The organism is Guptibacillus spartinae, assembly GCF_028610625.1.
GTDB classification, from domain to species: domain Bacteria; phylum Bacillota; class Bacilli; order Bacillales; family Guptibacillaceae; genus Guptibacillus; species Guptibacillus spartinae.
In genome coordinates this window covers 64,579-82,825 of the sequence record NZ_JAQQWU010000008.1, presented here as the reverse complement: position 1 = coordinate 82,825, position 18,247 = coordinate 64,579, and the positions used below count along the sequence as shown (strand labels likewise).

The 18,247-nt window shown below is 39.9% G+C and carries 16 protein-coding genes; all 16 read left to right on the top strand.

Going from position 1 to position 18,247, the window contains the following annotated elements:
• The first annotated feature begins 69 nt into the window (after window positions 1–69).
• Window positions 70–891, top strand: a complete 822-nt coding sequence (locus PQ511_RS14690; RefSeq protein WP_273852648.1) for a CAP domain-containing protein — start codon at window positions 70–72, stop codon at window positions 889–891.
• 243 nt (window positions 892–1,134) lie between these two features.
• Window positions 1,135–2,310, top strand: a complete 1,176-nt coding sequence (locus PQ511_RS14685) for an acyl-CoA dehydrogenase family protein (protein ID WP_273852647.1) — start codon at window positions 1,135–1,137, stop codon at window positions 2,308–2,310.
• Between the two features lie 10 nt (window positions 2,311–2,320).
• Entirely contained in the window at window positions 2,321–2,770 is a 450-nt protein-coding gene (locus PQ511_RS14680; protein ID WP_273852646.1) for a MaoC family dehydratase N-terminal domain-containing protein, read from the top strand.
• On the top strand, window positions 2,767–3,165 hold the full coding sequence (locus tag PQ511_RS14675) for a MaoC/PaaZ C-terminal domain-containing protein (protein WP_273852645.1): 399 nt from the start codon (window positions 2,767–2,769) through the stop codon (window positions 3,163–3,165). Before PQ511_RS14680 ends, PQ511_RS14675 begins: the two co-directional genes overlap by 4 nt.
• A 143-nt stretch (window positions 3,166–3,308) precedes the next feature.
• Window positions 3,309–4,886, top strand: a complete 1,578-nt coding sequence (locus PQ511_RS14670; RefSeq protein ID WP_273852644.1) for a flotillin family protein — start codon at window positions 3,309–3,311, stop codon at window positions 4,884–4,886.
• Window positions 4,887–5,021: 135 nt separating this feature from the next.
• Window positions 5,022–6,410 (top strand): FAD-binding oxidoreductase, encoded by a 1,389-nt coding sequence (locus PQ511_RS14665; RefSeq protein ID WP_273852643.1) that lies wholly within the window; start codon window positions 5,022–5,024, stop codon window positions 6,408–6,410.
• A gap of 20 nt (window positions 6,411–6,430) precedes the next feature.
• Window positions 6,431–8,065, top strand: coding sequence for a sigma-54 interaction domain-containing protein (locus tag PQ511_RS14660; RefSeq protein WP_273852642.1), 1,635 nt, complete (start codon window positions 6,431–6,433; stop codon window positions 8,063–8,065).
• An 84-nt stretch (window positions 8,066–8,149) separates the two neighbouring features.
• Window positions 8,150–9,088 (top strand): ketopantoate reductase family protein, encoded by a 939-nt coding sequence (locus PQ511_RS14655; protein ID WP_273852641.1) that lies wholly within the window; start codon window positions 8,150–8,152, stop codon window positions 9,086–9,088.
• A gap of 349 nt (window positions 9,089–9,437) precedes the next feature.
• Window positions 9,438–10,586, top strand: coding sequence for an acyl-CoA dehydrogenase family protein (locus PQ511_RS14650; protein ID WP_273852640.1), 1,149 nt, complete (start codon window positions 9,438–9,440; stop codon window positions 10,584–10,586).
• A 51-nt stretch (window positions 10,587–10,637) separates the two neighbouring features.
• The gene (locus PQ511_RS14645; protein ID WP_273852639.1) at window positions 10,638–12,605 is read left to right on the top strand and encodes a TRAP transporter permease; all 1,968 of its coding nucleotides are present in this window, start codon (window positions 10,638–10,640) and stop codon (window positions 12,603–12,605) included.
• 13 nt (window positions 12,606–12,618) lie between these two features.
• Window positions 12,619–13,620 (top strand): TAXI family TRAP transporter solute-binding subunit, encoded by a 1,002-nt coding sequence (locus PQ511_RS14640; RefSeq protein ID WP_273852638.1) that lies wholly within the window; start codon window positions 12,619–12,621, stop codon window positions 13,618–13,620.
• Window positions 13,621–13,656: 36 nt separating this feature from the next.
• Window positions 13,657–15,282, top strand: coding sequence for a long-chain-fatty-acid--CoA ligase (locus tag PQ511_RS14635; RefSeq protein ID WP_273852637.1), 1,626 nt, complete (start codon window positions 13,657–13,659; stop codon window positions 15,280–15,282).
• Window positions 15,279–16,145, top strand: coding sequence for a 3-hydroxyacyl-CoA dehydrogenase family protein (locus tag PQ511_RS14630; RefSeq protein ID WP_273852636.1), 867 nt, complete (start codon window positions 15,279–15,281; stop codon window positions 16,143–16,145). The genes PQ511_RS14635 and PQ511_RS14630 overlap by 4 nt, the downstream gene beginning before the upstream one ends.
• Window positions 16,146–16,165: 20 nt before the next feature.
• Window positions 16,166–16,939: an enoyl-CoA hydratase/isomerase family protein gene (locus PQ511_RS14625; RefSeq protein ID WP_273852635.1), complete on the top strand. Its 774-nt coding sequence runs from the start codon at window positions 16,166–16,168 to the stop codon at window positions 16,937–16,939.
• Complete coding sequence (locus PQ511_RS14620) at window positions 16,940–17,356, top strand: PaaI family thioesterase (RefSeq protein WP_273852634.1); 417 nt, start codon at window positions 16,940–16,942, stop codon at window positions 17,354–17,356. It begins immediately after the preceding gene.
• 37 nt (window positions 17,357–17,393) lie between these two features.
• A complete protein-coding gene (locus tag PQ511_RS14615) occupies window positions 17,394–18,239 on the top strand; it encodes a 3-hydroxyacyl-CoA dehydrogenase family protein (RefSeq protein WP_273852746.1) in 846 nt (281 codons plus the stop codon).
• The last annotated feature ends 8 nt before the right edge of the window (window positions 18,240–18,247 follow it).

The window sequence follows — 18,247 nt, the reverse complement described above, 5'->3', positions numbered from 1 at the left end:
ACCACATATACTTTTCCCTTCTTTAGAAAAACTAAGATAGTAACAAAATTAACTAAAGGAGGGCAACAGATGTACAAAAAAATCATGCCTTTATTATTACCAGGGTTACTGCTTCTCGGAGCATGTAATGCAAATAATAACGATGAAGAAGCGTTAAATATAAACAAAACAAGCGCGCCTACAGAGGGAATTCAGCGTATTAACAGTGGTCAATTAACAATCGATCCTAACTCCTATAGTACAGAGACGCCAAGTGTAAAATTTCCTCATGGAGAAATGGTTCAAGACGGCCAATTTGAATTTAACGAAGTTCTTCCAGGGGTAGATCCGCGTGAATATTTACCAGAAGGTTTCCCTGAACAATATGGCATTGGAGGAAAAGAAGAACAACAACGTCAACAAAAAATGAGGCCAGATCAAAATACTGGTCAAGCTCAGCCGAATGAAAACGCTGCTCCTAAACAAGGAGATGCTAACAAAGAAAAATCACCTACTTCAGAACCATCAGGTGAAATAACGAAAGAAGTTCAGCAGGTGATTGATTTAACGAACGCTGAACGTAAAAAGCAAGGTCTATCGCCATTAAAAGCGATGCCATCCTTAAGCGATGTCGCTCAGGAAAAATCACGCGACATGCAGCAAAAAAATTATTTTTCTCATACAAGTCCAACTTACGGTTCTCCATTTGACATGATGAGGGATTTCGGAGTTGACTTTAATACAGCTGGTGAAAATATCGCTCAAGGTCAACAAACTCCTGAAGCTGTAGTTGATGCATGGATGAAGAGTGAAGGTCATCGCAAAAACATTATGAATAGCAGTTTTACTCATATCGGAGTTGGTCTTGCGCAAGATGGACATTATTGGACACAAATGTTTATTGGAAAATAACGAAGAGGAAAAAAGGGTCACATTCGTGGCTCTTTCTCTTTTTTATGAGGCTATGTTAGCTAATATTGTTGATTACATGGTTGGGGCATTCAACAATTAACACCATTCATTAACATCGCCTTTTAAGAAATAATCTTAAATTCTTCAGGAAGAAGAAGGAAGTGAAACCAATTTGTCGAAACAAGATACTAACCGGTCAGTAAGTGTGATTTTTTATAATAAATTTACAAGGAGAGATTACCCATGGATTTACGATTAACAGACGAACAAGTGATGGTGCAAAAAACAATCCGGAAATTTGTAGAGAACCAATTAATTCCGTTAGAAAATGATGTGCTTCGCAATGAACGTGCAGGAAAACCAGGTATTTCTGCCGAAAAGATGGATGAGCTTCAGCAAAAAGCAAAAAAAGCCGGCTTTTGGGGAATTAATACACCAGAAGAATATGGTGGTGCAGATCTCGGCCAAATGATGCTTGCGATTGTCATGATGGAAGTTTCTAAAACCTTTGTACCGTTCCGCTTTGGTGGATCAGCTGATAATATCCTTTATTACGCAAATGAAGAACAAAAAGAAAAGTATCTACTACCAACGATTAACGGGGAGAAGAAATCCTGTTTTGCCATGACTGAGCCTGGCGCTGGATCAGATACTCGTAATATTAAGATGACCGCGGTTCGAGATGGGGATGATTGGATTCTTAACGGGGAGAAAACGTTTATTACGGGAGGAAATGAAGCTGATTTCGTGATGGTCATAGCCATTACTGATAAGGAAAAGCATGCCGCAACGGGTAGAGACGGTGTTACGTGCTTTATCGCAGACCGCGAGATGGGTTGGAAGTCAGAATATATTCACACAATGGGGGAATGGGGTCCGGCTGGTTTAGTTTTTGATAATGTTCGGGTACCGCATGAAAATATATTAGGTGAAGTGGATGGCGGATATAACCTCGGTCTTGAATGGATTGGTTTCGCTCGTTGGATTGTTGGTGCAACTGCTGTCGGTGCTAGTGAACGCTTGCTTAAAATGGCAATTGACTACGCCAATGAAAGAGAAACGTTTGGCAAACCGATCGCAGAACGTCAGGCCATTCAATGGCAAATCGCAGATTCTGCTGTTGAGATTGAAGCTGCTAAATGGCTCGTTTTAAACGCTGCTTATACGCTCGATGAAGGAAAGGACAATCGACAGCTTGCTTCTATGGCTAAGCTATATGGCTCAAATATGGGCAATCGTGTTGTTGACCGTGTTCTGCAAATTCATGGAGGAATGGGCTATACAAAAGAGTTACCAATCGAACGGTGGTACCGTGAAGCTCGCCTTTGGAGGATTTATGATGGGACAGACGAAATTCAACGCTTAATTATTGCTCGTAACCTCTTGAAGGGACATGTGAAAGTAGGACAATACGCTTAGGAGGGTGCTTATGTTTGAATCACTTATGGGTACACGATCAACTCCTGTAAAGAATATCGTGGAACGCGGTTCGTTGAAAGCGTTCTCAAAAGCGATTGGAGATGAATCACCGATTTATCTTGATGAGTCAGTGGGAAAACGCTCAAAGTATGGATGTAATATTGCGCCTCCTACATATCCCCGGGTGTTTGATTATGGTGAAATTCAAGGCTTTCATTTGCCAAATGTTGGGTTGATTCACGGAAAGCAATCATTCCACTATGAACGTCCGCTGTTGGTGGGGGAAACTGTCATGTGCTCTACTTCGCTTGAAGATTATTACGAACGAAATGGAAAAAGCGGTTTACTCGGCTTTCTTATATTAAAACGGTATGGAGAAGAGCCTGAAGGAAAACTTATTTTTACAGAAGAACAAGTCGTCATTATTACTGAAGCTGTGAGAGAGGGGATGAGTTCTTGAATATCGTTAAAGAATTCAGTGTAGGTACACCTATAGAGGTAACGCTTCCTCCGGTTTCTAGGTTAGATCTCATTAAATATGCAGGTGCATCAGGAGACTTCAATCCCATTCATACGATTGATGAAGAAGCTTCAAAGGCAGGACTACCAGGGATCATTGCACACGGAATGTGGACAATGGGTAACTTAGCAAAATTGTTTACGCCTTATTATGAAGAGGTCTTTCTCGAAGATTATTCTGTTGCATTTAAAGGAATGGTCTTTTTAGGTGATGTGCTTACTCTTAAAGCTTCTCTCGTTTCAATCCAAAACGACCGATATCATTTTGATGTAGCTGCGGTTAATCAAAAAAACGAATCCGTCGTTAAGGGGTCAGCCATTTTAAAAAGATATTAGATTTGCGCTCCTGTTTAGACGAACCTCAAGAGGTTCGTTTTTTTAATGAATTCTATGAATTCTGAAACTTAATTTATTCCAAATCGTAGAAGTAGAGGAAGGCAGTTACATAGTTATCACTAATGGGAAAGGATGATTAACAAATGATGGAATTTATCGGATTAATTATTTCCGGTATTATTTTGTTTTTACTACTTGTAGCAGGAGGAATCGGATTTTTCATTTTCAAAAGGCGCTATAAAACCGCCTCCTCTAATCAGGCATTAATTATCACAGGACCAAAGCTAGGAGACGCAGAAAAAGATAACCGTATTTTCGTCGATGACAATGGTCGTAGTATGAAGATTGTCCGTGGTGGCGGTATTCGGTTGAAATTGTTTCAAACAAGTACGCCGATCGATCTTACCTCATTTCAATTAGAAATTGCCTCTCCAAAAGCCTACACATCAGAAGGTGTTCCAATTCGAGCAACAAGTGTAGCAGAAATCAGCATAGGAAGTAAGCTAGAAATTGTGGCAAATTATGCAGAGAAATTTCTAGGCAAACCACAAAAAGAGAAAGAGCGTGAACTAAAAGAAGTTCTGGAAGGACACCTTCGCGCCATCATATCATCGCTTACTGTCGATGAAATCTACAAAGATTTTAATTCAGTCAATAAAAAAGTGAAAAATATTGCTGAAGAAGACCTCAAAAATCTAGGATTTGAAATTACTTCTTTTGCTCTAAAAGAACTAAAGGATGATGACGAAGAGAACGGATACTTAGAAGCTCTTGGACGTCCACGAATTGCAGAAGCTAGAAAAGACGCCGATATTGCTGAGGCAAATGCAAGACGCGAGACTCGTATGCACAAAGCAAAAACGGATCAAGAAGCAGAAGAGGATGAAATACGACGTCAGATTGAGATTGCCCGTTCTCAAAAAGACAAAGATGTGAAGGAAGCAGAGTACAAAGCTGAAATTGAACAAGGAAGAGCTCGTTCTGAGCAGTCATATAACCTTGAGCAAGCGAGACTTAATCAGAAAGTAAAAGAAGAAGAGATGCAGGTTCAATATATTGAACGACAGCGTCAAGTCGAATTAGAACTTGAAGAACAAAAGCGAAGAAAAACGCAGGCTGATTCGAATGCCTATGATATTCGAGCTAAGGCAGAAGCGGAAGCGGAACGCGATCGCATCGATGGACAAACTAAAGCCGAAATTGAAAAGCAAAAAGGGTTAGCTGAAGCAGAAGTCATTCGCGAACGTGGACGGGCAGAAGCGGAAGCGAAAGAACTAATGGCTCAAGCTATGGAGAAATATGGCGATGCTGCGATTATTGAAATGCTTGTTGACATGTTACCGAAATATGCACATGAAATTGCTCAGCCATTGTCTCAAATTTCCGAGATGAAAGTCATCGATATGGGTGGCGGTAAGGGCACCACTCAGATTACAGATAATGTTACAAAAACAATGACTGGACTTCAGGCAAGCCTTAAAGAATCCACTGGAATGGATTTAAAAGCCATGCTTGAGAGTTTTGTTTCTAGAGGTCATCACAATTCCTTTACTTCAGAAGGTGACACCGAAGAAGAAGAGGAGAAAACAGCAAATGTAGCAAAGCAAGAGGACATGTATGAAAGTGAAGTTGCGAGTGCATATGAAGAAGAATTGGAAGAAGTAGAAGAAGAAAAGGCAGACGATCCTGTTGATAATCAAGTCGATCAACCAAAAGAATAAGCTCAAAAAAGCCTGGCAAGAGCCAGGCTTTTTTGAGGCATTAAGGCTGATTGACGATTTTTAGTTAAAAGTGGTAAAGTGATGATGTATTTATCAGAAAAGTGTCAATTTTTCATAATAACGGAGGAATGCAACATGAAACTTGTATCTTTGCTTAGTACCTTCCTAGACGATGATCAAATTAGTGTAAATGCTACTGTGTTAGAGCAACACAGTAAAGACGAATCTTATCATACGCCACATGACCCAGACGTGGTCGTTTTTCCAAAAACGACAGCAGAAGTAAGTAAAATCTTAAAGACAGCAAATGAAAATCGAATACCAATCATCCCCTTTGGTCTAGGTTCAAGCCTTGAAGGGCATGTGATTCCTTATCAAGGCGGAATCTCAATTGATTTTCAGTTAATGAATAAGGTTCTTGAAGTAAGACCAGAGGATTTCCTTGTTAGAGTCCAACCGGGCGTTACACGTTCCCAATTAAATAAAGAATTAAAAAAACATGGCTTATTTTTCACTGTCGATCCTGGTGCAGACGCAACACTTGGCGGCATGGCATCTACTAATGCAAGCGGAACCACTTCAGTGCGTTACGGGGTTATGAGAGATCAGGTTCGTGATATGGAAGTTGTCCTTGCTGATGGAAAAGTCATACATACCGGTAGCAACACGGCTAAGTCTTCATCAGGCTATCATCTAAATGGCCTTTTTGTTGGTTCAGAAGGCACGCTAGGAACCTTTACAGAGCTTACACTTAATGTTTATGGGATCCCTGAAGCCACTCTTGCAGGAAGGATTGTTTTCCCAACAATTGAACAAGCGGTTTCAACCGTTACAAATATCCTTCATGCCGCGATACCAGTCGCAAGAATTGAACTGGTTGATGCTCGTTCCGTTCAACAAGTCAACAAAACAAATGAAACGAACTACATTGAAAAGCCAACTTTATTTATCGAGTTTCACGGGAATGAGGCTGGACTGAACCAAGATGTAGCCTTTGCTAAAAGCATTGCGGAAGATAATGAGTGTGAGGAATTCATATTCGAACATGATACGAAGAAACGCGCTCTTTTATGGGAAGCTCGCCACAACTTGGCATACTCGTTTAGTCATGGATCTCCAGGCAAAAAAATGATGGTGACAGACGTCTGTGTTCCTATTTCAGAGCTTACTGGTGCGATAACGGACGCAAGAAAAGCGATCGAGACTTATGGGTTAGATGGCGCCCTGCTTGGTCATGTGGGGGATGGAAACTACCATGCTATCGTTATGATCAATCCTAATGATCCGATTGAGCTTGAGAAAGCGACAAAACTAAATCAACACCTTGTTCACTATGCGCTCGAGCGAGGAGGTACGTGTACGGGAGAGCATGGAGTAGGAACAGGAAAAGCGCAATATCAGTTAAAAGAACACGGAGCTGCTCTAGATGTCATGCTAGCATTGAAGCAAACGCTTGACCCGAATGGGATTATGAATCCTGGTAAGATTTTTGCTAGTGATAAAGAACAGTCCTCCATTATCTAATCATTTTTGAGGTGACCACTTTGGATTCATCGATTATTTCTCAACTGCCTTTTCCTGCTTTTATTTCAAAAAGAGGAATCATTTTTTGCACGAATGACTCTTTTCGCTCTATTATTAAAGAGTCTGAAGGAGAACCAATAGAATTGGTTTTTGACAACTTAGAAGAACACGAAACATATACACTAGCACGGTTTAAAGACAAACGAATGTTATTCCTGACAGAACAGGAGCACCCGTACGTTTATTATATTGGTACTGAAAACAGTCATTTTTCTGATCTAGAAAAACAGGTAACAGAACTTGAAAATCTCAACAGGGAATTGGATTCAATCATAGATAATTCTTATGATGGAATTTATATTACTGACAACGAAGGGATTACCTTAAAAACCAATACAGCGATTGAACGACTTACTGGTATTCCAAAAGAATATTATATTGGTAAAAATGTGGATCGACTAGTTAATCGAGGCATACTTAGAGATTCAGTAACAAAAAAGGTGTTGAAACAACGCAAAACAGTTTCTGTCGTTCAGGACAATTTTGAAGGTAAAGAAACCTTGATTACCGGTAGCCCAATCTACAATAAAAAAGGTGACATTGAAAAGGTAATCACGAACATACGGGATCTTTCTGAATTAAACAAACTTATCTTTGAATTAAATAGTGTCCAAAAGAAGAACGCAGAATACGCAAAAGAACTTGAACAGTTAAAAGGATATTCAAACTCAGGAATTATTATTGAGAGTGAAGCCATGAAAGAACTTTATGAAACTGCTTCTAGAATCGCAAATTTTGATGCAACTGTTCTTATCTTAGGGGAAACGGGCGTAGGAAAAGATGTTCTTGCTCGATTTATTTATTCAAAAAGCAAGAGGGCTTCAAACGGTGATTTTATTAAAATAAATTGCGGTGCTATACCGCAAGAACTTATTGAATCAGAGCTCTTCGGTTATGAAGGCGGTGCATTTACAGGAGCTAACCGCAATGGTAAACCTGGAATGTTTGAATTGGCTGATGATGGTGTTTTGTTCCTTGATGAAGTAGGCGAACTCCCACTAAAAACTCAAGTGAAATTACTTCAGGTCATTCAAGATAATACAATTCAGCGAGTAGGCGCCACAAAACATAAAAAGGTCAATGTACGGATCATAGCTGCAACCAATCGTAACCTCCTCCAAATGGTAACAAATCATGAATTCAGAGAGGATTTATTTTATCGTCTTAATGTCATTCCGTTCTCCATTCCACCATTAAGAGAGAGAAGAGATGATATTCTGCCACTAATCCAGTTCTTTCTTAATCGAACAAATATCAAGTATAACCTTGATAAGTACTTAAAAAGTGACCTTAAAAATTCTCTATATGAATTGAATTGGAAAGGGAACGTAAGAGAAATGGCTAATTTAATTGAACGAATAGTGTTAACTACATCCGAGCGAGCAATTTCTCATGACCACCTTCCGGCTGAATACAAAAAGAAAAGTTCAACTCCTCAGGTTCAAAGTCTTAAAGAAGCAGTCGAAAATACTGAACGAAGCGTATTGGAAGATGCTTACTTAAAATACAATAGTACATATGAAATTTCTCGTATTTTAAATACAAGCCAACCTACAATTGTCCGCAAACTAAAGAAATACCAAATCGGAACATAATCAACTTTCCTTGACTACTCGCCTACAGCGAGTTTTTTCTTTGGCATTAAACTTGCAGATAGAAAGGAAAAGGAGGTTAAGATAGTGAAAGTAGGTATTGCTGGAACAGGAGCAGTGGGTGGATTTATTGGTGGTAAGCTAGCCCTTTCAAATCATGAGGTTGTATTTTTATCCAGAGGAACGAACTTACTCAGGATGCAAGAAAGAGGACTGAAAATTAGATACTCTGGAGAAGAAAAGGTAATTCATAAGGAGTTTACACATTTAACGGATACATTTGACGACGTTGATCTCATCATACTAAGTGTCAAATCAAACGATACAATTACTATGGCCAGACAGTTGCGCAAATGTGTCTCACCTGATACTCCCATTCTACTTATGCAAAACGGAGTAAGTAATGAAGAAATTGCAATGAAGTATCTCAATCAATCTTGCTTATATACAGCTGCAGTATATTTAACAGCCAGAATGACTGAGCCAGGGATTATTGAGACGTCAGGTAAACCAAGATTAACTATTGGATCATTAGACTCTGGAAATAGAGAAGAAGCAAAGTTACTTACTCATTTGTTTAATGAAGCAGGTATTCAATCAAAAACGTCATCAAATATAATGAGGGCTAAATGGAAGAAGCTATTATGGAATGTAACATTTAATCCACTTTCTGCGTACGCAGGTGTCACAGTAGGACAAATTGTCGATCATCCAAAACTGCGTGAAACAGCTGAGAGCGCTCTTGTAGAAGGGATGCAAATAGCGAGCTATAAAGGGTTCATATTTCAGAATGAGCTGATCCATCAAATTTTCAAAGGAGCAAGAAAAGCAGATACTCATTATACAAGCATGCTTCAAGATCGACTAAACGGAAAACAACTCGAGATTGAAGCGATATGCGGGTACTTTTTGAAAGAAGCGACAAAGCTAGGTGTTTCAATACCAGTAATTCAATCACTTTATCAAAATTTAGCAGCATTGGAGAAGGAAGCTCCCCCTAAAAATCCACTTCATATTGAGAACTGATTCATTTTTGAATCAAGGCATGATTATATTATTTAACCGTTGCTTTTTTATTGGTAGCTATTTTGATTTATTACTCCTTTCGAAGCTTAGTATCGAAAATTAACCAGGAGCATTATCATAGTCATAGCACTCATCGTTTGTATTGCACATAGTTTTTACCAAAAATAATCAAAAGTGATACAAAAGTGAATGATTAATTCATTTTTGTATCACTTTTTTTGATTTTTTCTAAGCGTTTTTATTATTGGATCGAATGTAATGGGCTAAATAAGTTGTTTTTTAGGCTTTTATTAAAGTGGCATAAAACTTGCAATCTAATAAAAGTAACCAAAGTAAGGGGGAACTGATTATGACTGCAACTATTACGAGTGAACTACAACAGATGAAAACGATGATTCGAAACTTTGTTGAGAATGAGATTGAACCATATGCTCAGCAAATTGAAGAAGAGGATGCAATTCCAGAGCATTTGATTGAAAAAGCAAAAGAACTTGGTCTCTTTGGAATGAGTATCCCAGAGGAATATGGAGGAATTGGATTAAATACAGAAGGGAAAGCTGTCGTATTAGAGCAACTGGGAAGGACACACAATGGATACGTTTCTTTAATTAGTGCACATACAGGAATTGGTAGTACTGGTCTAGTGAAATTAGCTTCTGAATCTCTTAAACAAAAGTACTTACCTGATATGGCTGCAGGAAACAAGATTGCTGCTTTTGCTCTATCTGAACCAGGTGCAGGATCAGATGCAACGAATTTATCAACCACAGCAGTAAAAAATGGGGGGAAATGGATCATTAATGGTATGAAACATTTTATTACGAATGGCCCTGTTGCAGATGTCTTTACAGTTATTGCATCTACTGATAAATCAAAAGGAGCGAAAGGTGGCATTACCGCATTTTTAGTAGAAAAGAATTTCCCAGGACTTATTGTAGGGAAACGCGATAAAAAGATGGGATTAAAAGGATCCTATACTTGCCAAATTATTTTTGAAGATTGTGAAGTACCTGAGGAAAATGTGATTGGTGAAGTAGGAATGGGATACATATCCGCACTGAAAATTCTTGGTGAGGGACGAATTGGACTAGCTGCCCGAGCGGTGGGTTCCTGTGAAAAATTGATCGAGATGTCTGCAAGCTACGCTAAAGAACGTATTCAGTTCGGAAAACCAATTGCCTCCAATCAAGCGATTCAGTGGATGCTTGCTGATATGGCAACTGAAACGGAAGCGGCTAGGTCCCTAACGACCATGGCAGCTAAGAAAGTTGATGAAGGAAAGAAAGTAATCAAAGAAGCTTCGATGGCAAAACTCTATGCTTCTGAAGTGTTCAACAGAGTTGCTGATAAAGCTGTACAGATCCATGGTGGGATGGGCTATGTTTCTGATTATCCAGTGGAACGCTTTTACAGAGATGCACGAATTACAAAGATTTATGAAGGAACAAGCGAAATTCAGCGCATGATTATTTCAAGACATATTTTAGATGAGAATTAATCCATTGATCTACTCGAACGATGGATACAGCAAAGGAAGGAGCTGGATTGTTTGAGTCAAAGTTATTCTGAAACCACCGTTCAGAAAATTGATACGACTATTAAAGATAAACCAGCCTATATCGAGGAACTATGGTCAACGAGAAAAGCAAATTGGAATCTATCCAGAATTCTCGTTTTACTAACATCCGTTATAGCAATTGGATTATCGATATTCCACATTTATACAGCTGGTTTTGGAACGCTGTCCTCTTGGCAGCAGAGAAGCATACATGTTGTCTGGGCACTGCTGTTAATCTTTCTTATCTTTCCATTTCGAAAAGGTAAGAAATTTGGACTTATTGATTTGCTATTCGTATTCGTAACTTTAGTAGAGACTGGTTTTATTCTTTTTCAAGGTGATGCGATCCAAAGTAGACAAGGCAACCCAAACATGACCGATATCATTCTCGGTAGTGTTTTCATAGGATTGGTTCTTGAAGCAACACGCAGAACAAATGGTTTTCTCATGTCTTGTATTGGGCTGTTTTTCATGGGCTATATCTTTTTGGGTCCCTATTTTCCCGGTGCGCTAGCTCACCCAGGAGTAAGGTATGGAAAAATGGTCGATCAGATGTTTAATGGCACACTTGGAATTTTCAGTGCTCCCATCTATATTAGTTCAACCGTCTTAATACTATTTGTGATTTTTGGAGCGTTTTTGATGCGTTCTGGAGGAGGGCAATTTTTCACGAATTTTGCTTTTGGTGCACTTGGTAATCGTGCAGGTGGACCTGCATTATCAGCTGTTGGGGCAAGTGCAATGGTTGCAACCATTACTGGAAATGGAGCTGCCAATGCAGCTGTAACAGGCTCATTTACAATTCCTTTAATGAAAAAACTCGGATATAGTAAACGATTCGCTGCAGCGGTTGAAGCAGTTGCTTCACAAGGTGGACAAATTATGCCACCCATTATGGGAGCATCTGTTTTTATCATGGCTGAGACTACGGGTATTCCTTATATTACGCTCGCCTTATATGCATTAATTCCCGCAATGATCTACTTCTTAATTGCAGGATTTATCGTCTATTACCATGCGAAACGGTTGCACATGGAAGGCATCCCAAAAGAACAGCTTCCTAATCCAAAAAGAGTGCTACTCACGCAAGGCTATCTATTTCTTCCTATCCTGATGATCATTTATTTAATGATCGATGGATTTAGCCCAATGAAAGCAGGTTTTTACGGTATCATCGCCACGATTCTTTTAAGCTGGATTAGAAAGATGACTCGTATGAATGTATTAGATATTCTCGCTTCACTTGAAAGTGGGGCTAGAAGTGCACTAGCCGTAATATCCGCCTGTGCAACTGCCGGTATTATTGTTGGTGCAGTATCGTTAACTGGGCTTGGTCTTACGTTCTCGAGATTTATGATTGATACAGCAGGAGGACATTTATTCTTGCTCCTCATCATGTTAGCCATCGCTTCGATCATCCTTGGTATGGGAATGCCAACCGTATCGGCATACGTCATTCTTGCTGTCTTAGGCGTACCAGCGCTAGTGGAGATGAATGTTAACGTTGTAGCTGCCCACATGTTTGTGTTTTATTTTGGTGTAATGTCAGGACTGACTCCCCCTGTTGCCATAACCGCTTATACGACGGCAGGAATTGCTGGATCTAATCCATCATCAACCGCGATTTACGCGATTCGTATTGCTCTTGGCGGATTTTTTGTTCCATTTGTGTTTGTATACAACCCCGAGTTGTTATTACAAGGTGGTGATCTTTCTGCCATCATAACTGCCCTGATATCTGCTGCCGTTAGCTGTATTCTTTTTGCAGGTGCAGTGGAAGGTTACTGGTTTGGACAAGTCACTGCATTGAAAAGAACGATTTTATTTATCAGTGCTATTTTACTCGTTATGCCTGGCTTAATCGGAGACCTAATCGGACTCATCCTTGTCGTGTTCACTTTCATCTGGCAACGTTCTCAGCGTGTCGGTAAAAGCTCACCACAAGAAATAAGTGGATAAAAGGAGGATTTTAATGCGCAGATCATTAATTAGTTTATTGGTAGCGCTTTCAATGATTGTTATAACAGGTTGTGGAAATAGTGCGTCCAGTGATGGCGAAGGACTTGAGGCACCTGATAAGTTCTTGAAGGTTGGTTCAGGACCTATGGGTTCGGGTTGGTACCCAATTACGACTGCATTGTCAGAACTCTATATGGATCAGTTTTCAGGACTGAATGTCTCGCAGATTGAAGGGGGCAGTACATCGAACCTTAAATCACTTCAAATTGGCGATATTCAGTTTGGCATTCACTATACTTCTGATTTTGCGGACGCAGTCAAAGGAACTGGAAGCTTCGATGAAAAGTTAGATCAAGTAGCAGGACTTACTTCACTTTATCCGGTTTATCAAACCATCGCGACTCTAGCCGATAATGAAGACATTAATAAAGTCGAAGATATTGTCGATAAGCACATCTTCCTTGGTCCAAAAGGAGGGGGAGGACCAGTGGCTTTTTGGAGAATGATGGAAGAATACGATATTGACGAAGGTTCGATAGAAGAAGCTGGCGGCAAGATTTCATATGGTAATTATTCGGATGGAGCATCTATGTTAAAGGATGGTATTGTAGATGTCTTTGTCGGTGGTGGTGCCCCTCAAGTAACGTCACTCCAAGAGATCGAGGTAACAAAACCAATAAAGGTTATTCCAATCGATGAAGAAAAGCTTAAAGGAATCAGCGACAAAGGATTGGGAATTTCTCATGATAGCCTTCCCGGAGGCACGTATAAGGGACTGGAAGATGAGATTCCAACCTACACATTGGTAGCCATGTTCAGTGTTCGATCAGAGCTACCAGAAGATTATGTCTATAACCTAACAAAAGTATTCTGGGAAAATCAGGAGCCATTTGAGGAACAAATTCCACAACGAGCAAAGAACTTCACGTTGGAAACGGCTTTGGATGGGATCGACCCAGCTACGCTTCATCCAGGAGCAAAGAAATATTATGAAGAAGAAGGGATCATTGAATAAAAATAGTAAAAGAAATTTTCAAAGGTGGGAATGGCATTGGATAAACTGATCGATCGACCATGGTACCGATTTTACCCGGAAGTCATGAACAATTCCCCATCACTACCGGAGTGTTCAGTCTACCAATTGCTTCATGATAGTGAAAAGAAATACGGAGACAAAGTAGCGCTTCGTTTTCAAGATCAAAGAATCTCTTATAGAGAATTGAAAGACACAGTCGATCGCCTCGCCTCATCCTGGTATGAGATGGGAATAAGAAAAGGGGAACGAATCGGCTTAATGTTATCGAATCAGCCTATGTATGTCTATGCCTATTATGCAGCTCAGAAGTTAGGAGCTACGGTGGTACAGATGAATCCGATGTATATGCCCAGGGAAATTGAAGAGATATCACACGAGGTAGGTCTCTCTTACCTCGTGACAGAGAGCAAATACATGGACAAACTTGAAATTGTCACGAAATCATACACGTTTGAACAGATATTTCTTGCAGACGAAAACCCTTCTGTACTATTACCAAATACTCACTTCATTGAGCGACTTATTGAAAACAGCGCACCTGATCAAGGAGCCATAGAAATCCAAGCGAAAGATGATATTGCTGTCATCCAGTTTACAGGTGGGACAACCGGAAAAATGAAAGGGGCGATGTTAACACATTATAACCTTGTATCGAATGTGATTCAGAGTTATTTGATGTATGGAAGTGAGATGAAGCTGGGTGAGGAAATCACATTGACAGCAACCCCTCTTTATCATGTTTACGCCATGACCAGCGGGATGAATTTAAGTATCTATATTGGGGCAACTAATATTATCGTACCAAAGTTCGAAGTCAACGAAGTGTTACGAATCATTAGGGAAGAGCAGCCTACATTTTTCCCAGGTGTCCCAACGATGTACAACGCTTTTGTTAATCACCCAGATGTAAATGAGTTCGGACTTCATTGCTTTAAATTTTGTTCCAGTGGGTCCGCACCCCTTCCCATCGAAGTGATCAATCGTTTTGAAGAAATAACAGGTGCAGTCATCGGAGAGGGTTTTGGCATGTCAGAAACCTCCCCTTCAACACATCGAAATCCACCGTTCGGAGAAAGAAAGATTGGTAGTATTGGAATCCCTTTCCCAGAAACAGATTGTCAAATTGTTGATGAAGACGGAAATGAACTTCCACCTAAAAGTGTTGGTGAACTCGCCATTAAAGGACCTCAGGTAATGAAAGGTTATTGGAACAAACCAGAGGAAACGAGTGAGAGCTTAAAGAATGGATGGTTACTCACTGGGGATCTTGCAACGATGGATAAAGATGGATATTTTTATATTGTAGGTAGAAAAAAAGAAATGATTATTACAGGTGGTTTTAATGTCTATCCACAGGAAATTGAAGGCGTACTTTATAAGCATGCTTCAGTGAAAGAAGCCGCTGTAATTGGTGTCCCTCATGAGCACAGTGGAGAAAGAGTAAAAGCATTCGTTGTTGTTGAAGACTCTTCCATTTCTGAAGACGAGCTCATCGCCTATTGTTATGAGCATTTAACAAGATACAAAGTACCCAAGCAAATTGAGATAAGAGATTCATTGCCCAGGAATACAGTTGGAAAGTTACTTAAACGGCTTCTACTTAAAGAAGAATCGATCGAAACAGGGAGGTCACGTATATGAATATAGGACGTATTAATAGAGTTGGTGTGATAGGTTCAGGAACAATGGGATCACAGATTGCGATGGTTTGCGCTCTTGCTGGGTATCCTGTTGTTTTGCACGATATCGAAGAAAGTAGTCTTGATAAAGCTAGAAAATCCCTTAAAGGCCATATGGATCGCAGGATTAAGAAAGGAAAATTGACAGAAGCACAAGTGGAAGAAGCTTTTCAATTGCTTCACTTTAGTACTTCTCTAAATGACTTCAAAGAAGTCGACCTTGTTATCGAGGCAATCATTGAAAAGCTAGGAGTCAAAAGAGAACTGTTTGCTCAGCTCGATCAAATTTGCCCGAAGCATTGCATCCTTGCAACAAATAGCTCAACAATCGTTAGTTCAAAAATAGCTGATGTAACGGATCGTCCTGAAGCTGTATGCAACATCCATTTCTTTAATCCTGCGCTCGTTATGGATTTGGTAGAAGTTGTAAAAGGACCGCATACGTCTGATCTAACTGTAGATACAGCTTATCAATTTGTAGAATCTATACACAAAACGCCAGTTTTACTGCAAAAAGAAATTTCAGGCTTTGTCGCAAACAGGATTCTAGGAAAACTGGTGGACGAAGCGGTTTTCTTACTTGAGAATGGCTACGCAACGCACGAAGAGATCGATCTCGTGTGCACGAAAGCATTAAATCATCCGATTGGACCTTTTGTTCTCATGGACCTTACGGGTATCGATGTAAACTACTATGTACGACAACAGCGCTATGAAGAATCCGGAAATGAAGCAGACCGGCCAGCACGAATTGTAGAAGAGAAAGTAAGCAAAGGGGAGCTTGGAAGAAAGACCGGTAAAGGTTTTTATAGCTATCAATCTTAAAGGATGGGAGTCAATCCACTATGGAAAATATCGTTTTTACTCAAGAAGACCAACTTGCCTATGTAACGATCTCGAGACCAGAAGTAAGAAACGCACTGAACAAAGAAACATTAATGGAATTAAAATATGCCCTTGAGAAAATTGAAAAAATGGAGGAGGTGAAATGTGTCGTCATCACAGGAGAAGGTGAGAAATCTTTTGCAGCTGGGGCGGATATTTCACAACTGGAAAAGAAAACGATGTATGATGCATTTCAATCGGGCAGCATGCAAGAAATCTATGACTATATTGAAGGCTATCCGAAACCAACCATAGCGATGGTAAACGGTTATGCACTTGGTGGAGGATGCGAGCTTGCGATGGCATGTGACATAAGGATTGCAGCTTCTCATGCAAAATTTGGCTTACCTGAATTAAATCTCTCCATCATCCCAGGAGCAGGTGGAACTCAACGACTTACGAGACTCGTCGGTCGAGGGAAAGCATTAGAAATGATTTTGACCGGCAAATTGATTTCAAGTGAAGAAGCCGTTGCGATTGGCTTAATTACTGAAATGGCTGAAAGCTCGCAGTTAAAAGAAAAAACAGTCGAAATTGCCAACCAAATTATAAGTAAAGGTCCTATGGCCGTCATGATGGCAAAGCTCGCCGTGAATATGGGAGCAGATACAGATATGAAAACTGCCTTACTCATTGAGAAGCTGTCACAAGCAATTCTTTTCGCTTCAGAAGACAAAAATGAAGGAACAAGAGCTTTTCTTGAAAAAAGAAAGCCAGTTTTTCAAGGTAAATAAATGGAGACAAATACAAGCAATCTCTATGGCAGTGTAAGAAATGACTTTGAAACAAGCCCTTTTTTTAACTTATTAGGTTTTGAATTAGTATCCATTACTGAAGATGAAGTCATCCTTGAACTACCAGTAGAAACAAAACTATTAAACACGCACGGAAGCTTGCATGGCGGTGTCTATGCGACGATGATTGATAATATCATTAGCTTAAAAATGCGTTCTATGATCGGTAACCCTGTTATTACGATTAATTTAACTATCAATTATATTGCACCAATTACCAGTGGGAAAATCATTGCAAAAGCCTGCATCTATGGAGAAGGAAAACGCATAAAAATGGGTGAAGGTATTGTGATGGATGAGAATGGAAAGCTTCTTGCAAAAGGTAGTGGAACGTTTAAAGTGATCAAACAGAAATAATTTCCATCGTTATAGAAAAGAGGCGTTGTAATTGTCAATTCAAAAAATAGCAGTGATCGGTGCAGGAACTATGGGAAGGGGAATCGCCTATTCTGCTGCAGCAGCAGGGATGTCGGTCATCCTCCAAGATGTCAGCGAGGCTTCATTAGATAAGTCCAAATCTTATCTAAAAACCCAATTTGATCGATCCGTCAGTAAAGAGCTTCTTTCAAAAGAATTAGCTGGAAAACGATTTAAAGAAATTGAATATACAACAGAACTTCCTGTAGCAGCAAGGGACCGTGATCTAGTCATTGAAGCAGTTCTAGAAATAATGGAACTGAAAACAAGTATTTTTCAACAGCTAGATGACCTTACACCAGACCATGCGATTCTGGCTACCAACACATCCACCATGAGCCCAACTGAAATAGCTGCCCAAACAAAGAGACCTGATCAATGTCTAGCCCTTCACTTTTTTAATCCAGTCCCAAAAATGAAACTAATTGAAGTGATTTGTGGTCTAGAAACATCAGAAGAAACCATTAGCAAGGCCATGGCATTTGGTAAAGCGATTAATAAGGAATGCGTTAGAATTAATGAATTTCCCGGCTTTGCAGTTAGCCGAATGAATTGTCTGATCGGCAATGAAGCGATGAACATGGTCATGGAAGGTGTTGGTTCACCGGAAGACATCGATAAAGCAATGAAACTGGGGCTAAATCATCCAATGGGCCCACTTGAACTCGCCGATCTTGTTGGACTCGATACGAGACTAAGAAACATGGAATATTTGTACGAAACGCTCGGAGAAAAATATCGCCCATGCCCAATTTTAACAAAATACGTGAAAGCCGGTAGACTCGGCAGAAAAAGTGGAAGAGGATTTTATACATACGATTAAAAGGGAGA

Bases quoted from the DNA above. Each gene is read 5' to 3' on its own strand.
- PQ511_RS14690 (WP_273852648.1), top strand. From the start codon at position 70: ATGTACAAAAAAATCATGCCTTTATTATTACCAGGGTTACTGCTTCTC.
- PQ511_RS14685 (WP_273852647.1), top strand. From the start codon at position 1,135: ATGGATTTACGATTAACAGACGAACAAGTGATGGTGCAAAAAACAATC.
- PQ511_RS14680 (WP_273852646.1), top strand. From the start codon at position 2,321: ATGTTTGAATCACTTATGGGTACACGATCAACTCCTGTAAAGAATATC.
- PQ511_RS14670 (WP_273852644.1), top strand. From the start codon at position 3,309: ATGATGGAATTTATCGGATTAATTATTTCCGGTATTATTTTGTTTTTA.
- PQ511_RS14665 (WP_273852643.1), top strand. From the start codon at position 5,022: ATGAAACTTGTATCTTTGCTTAGTACCTTCCTAGACGATGATCAAATT.
- PQ511_RS14650 (WP_273852640.1), top strand. From the start codon at position 9,438: ATGACTGCAACTATTACGAGTGAACTACAACAGATGAAAACGATGATT.
- PQ511_RS14640 (WP_273852638.1), top strand. From the start codon at position 12,619: ATGCGCAGATCATTAATTAGTTTATTGGTAGCGCTTTCAATGATTGTT.
- PQ511_RS14630 (WP_273852636.1), top strand. From the start codon at position 15,279: ATGAATATAGGACGTATTAATAGAGTTGGTGTGATAGGTTCAGGAACA.
- PQ511_RS14625 (WP_273852635.1), top strand. From the start codon at position 16,166: ATGGAAAATATCGTTTTTACTCAAGAAGACCAACTTGCCTATGTAACG.
- PQ511_RS14620 (WP_273852634.1), top strand. From the start codon at position 16,940: ATGGAGACAAATACAAGCAATCTCTATGGCAGTGTAAGAAATGACTTT.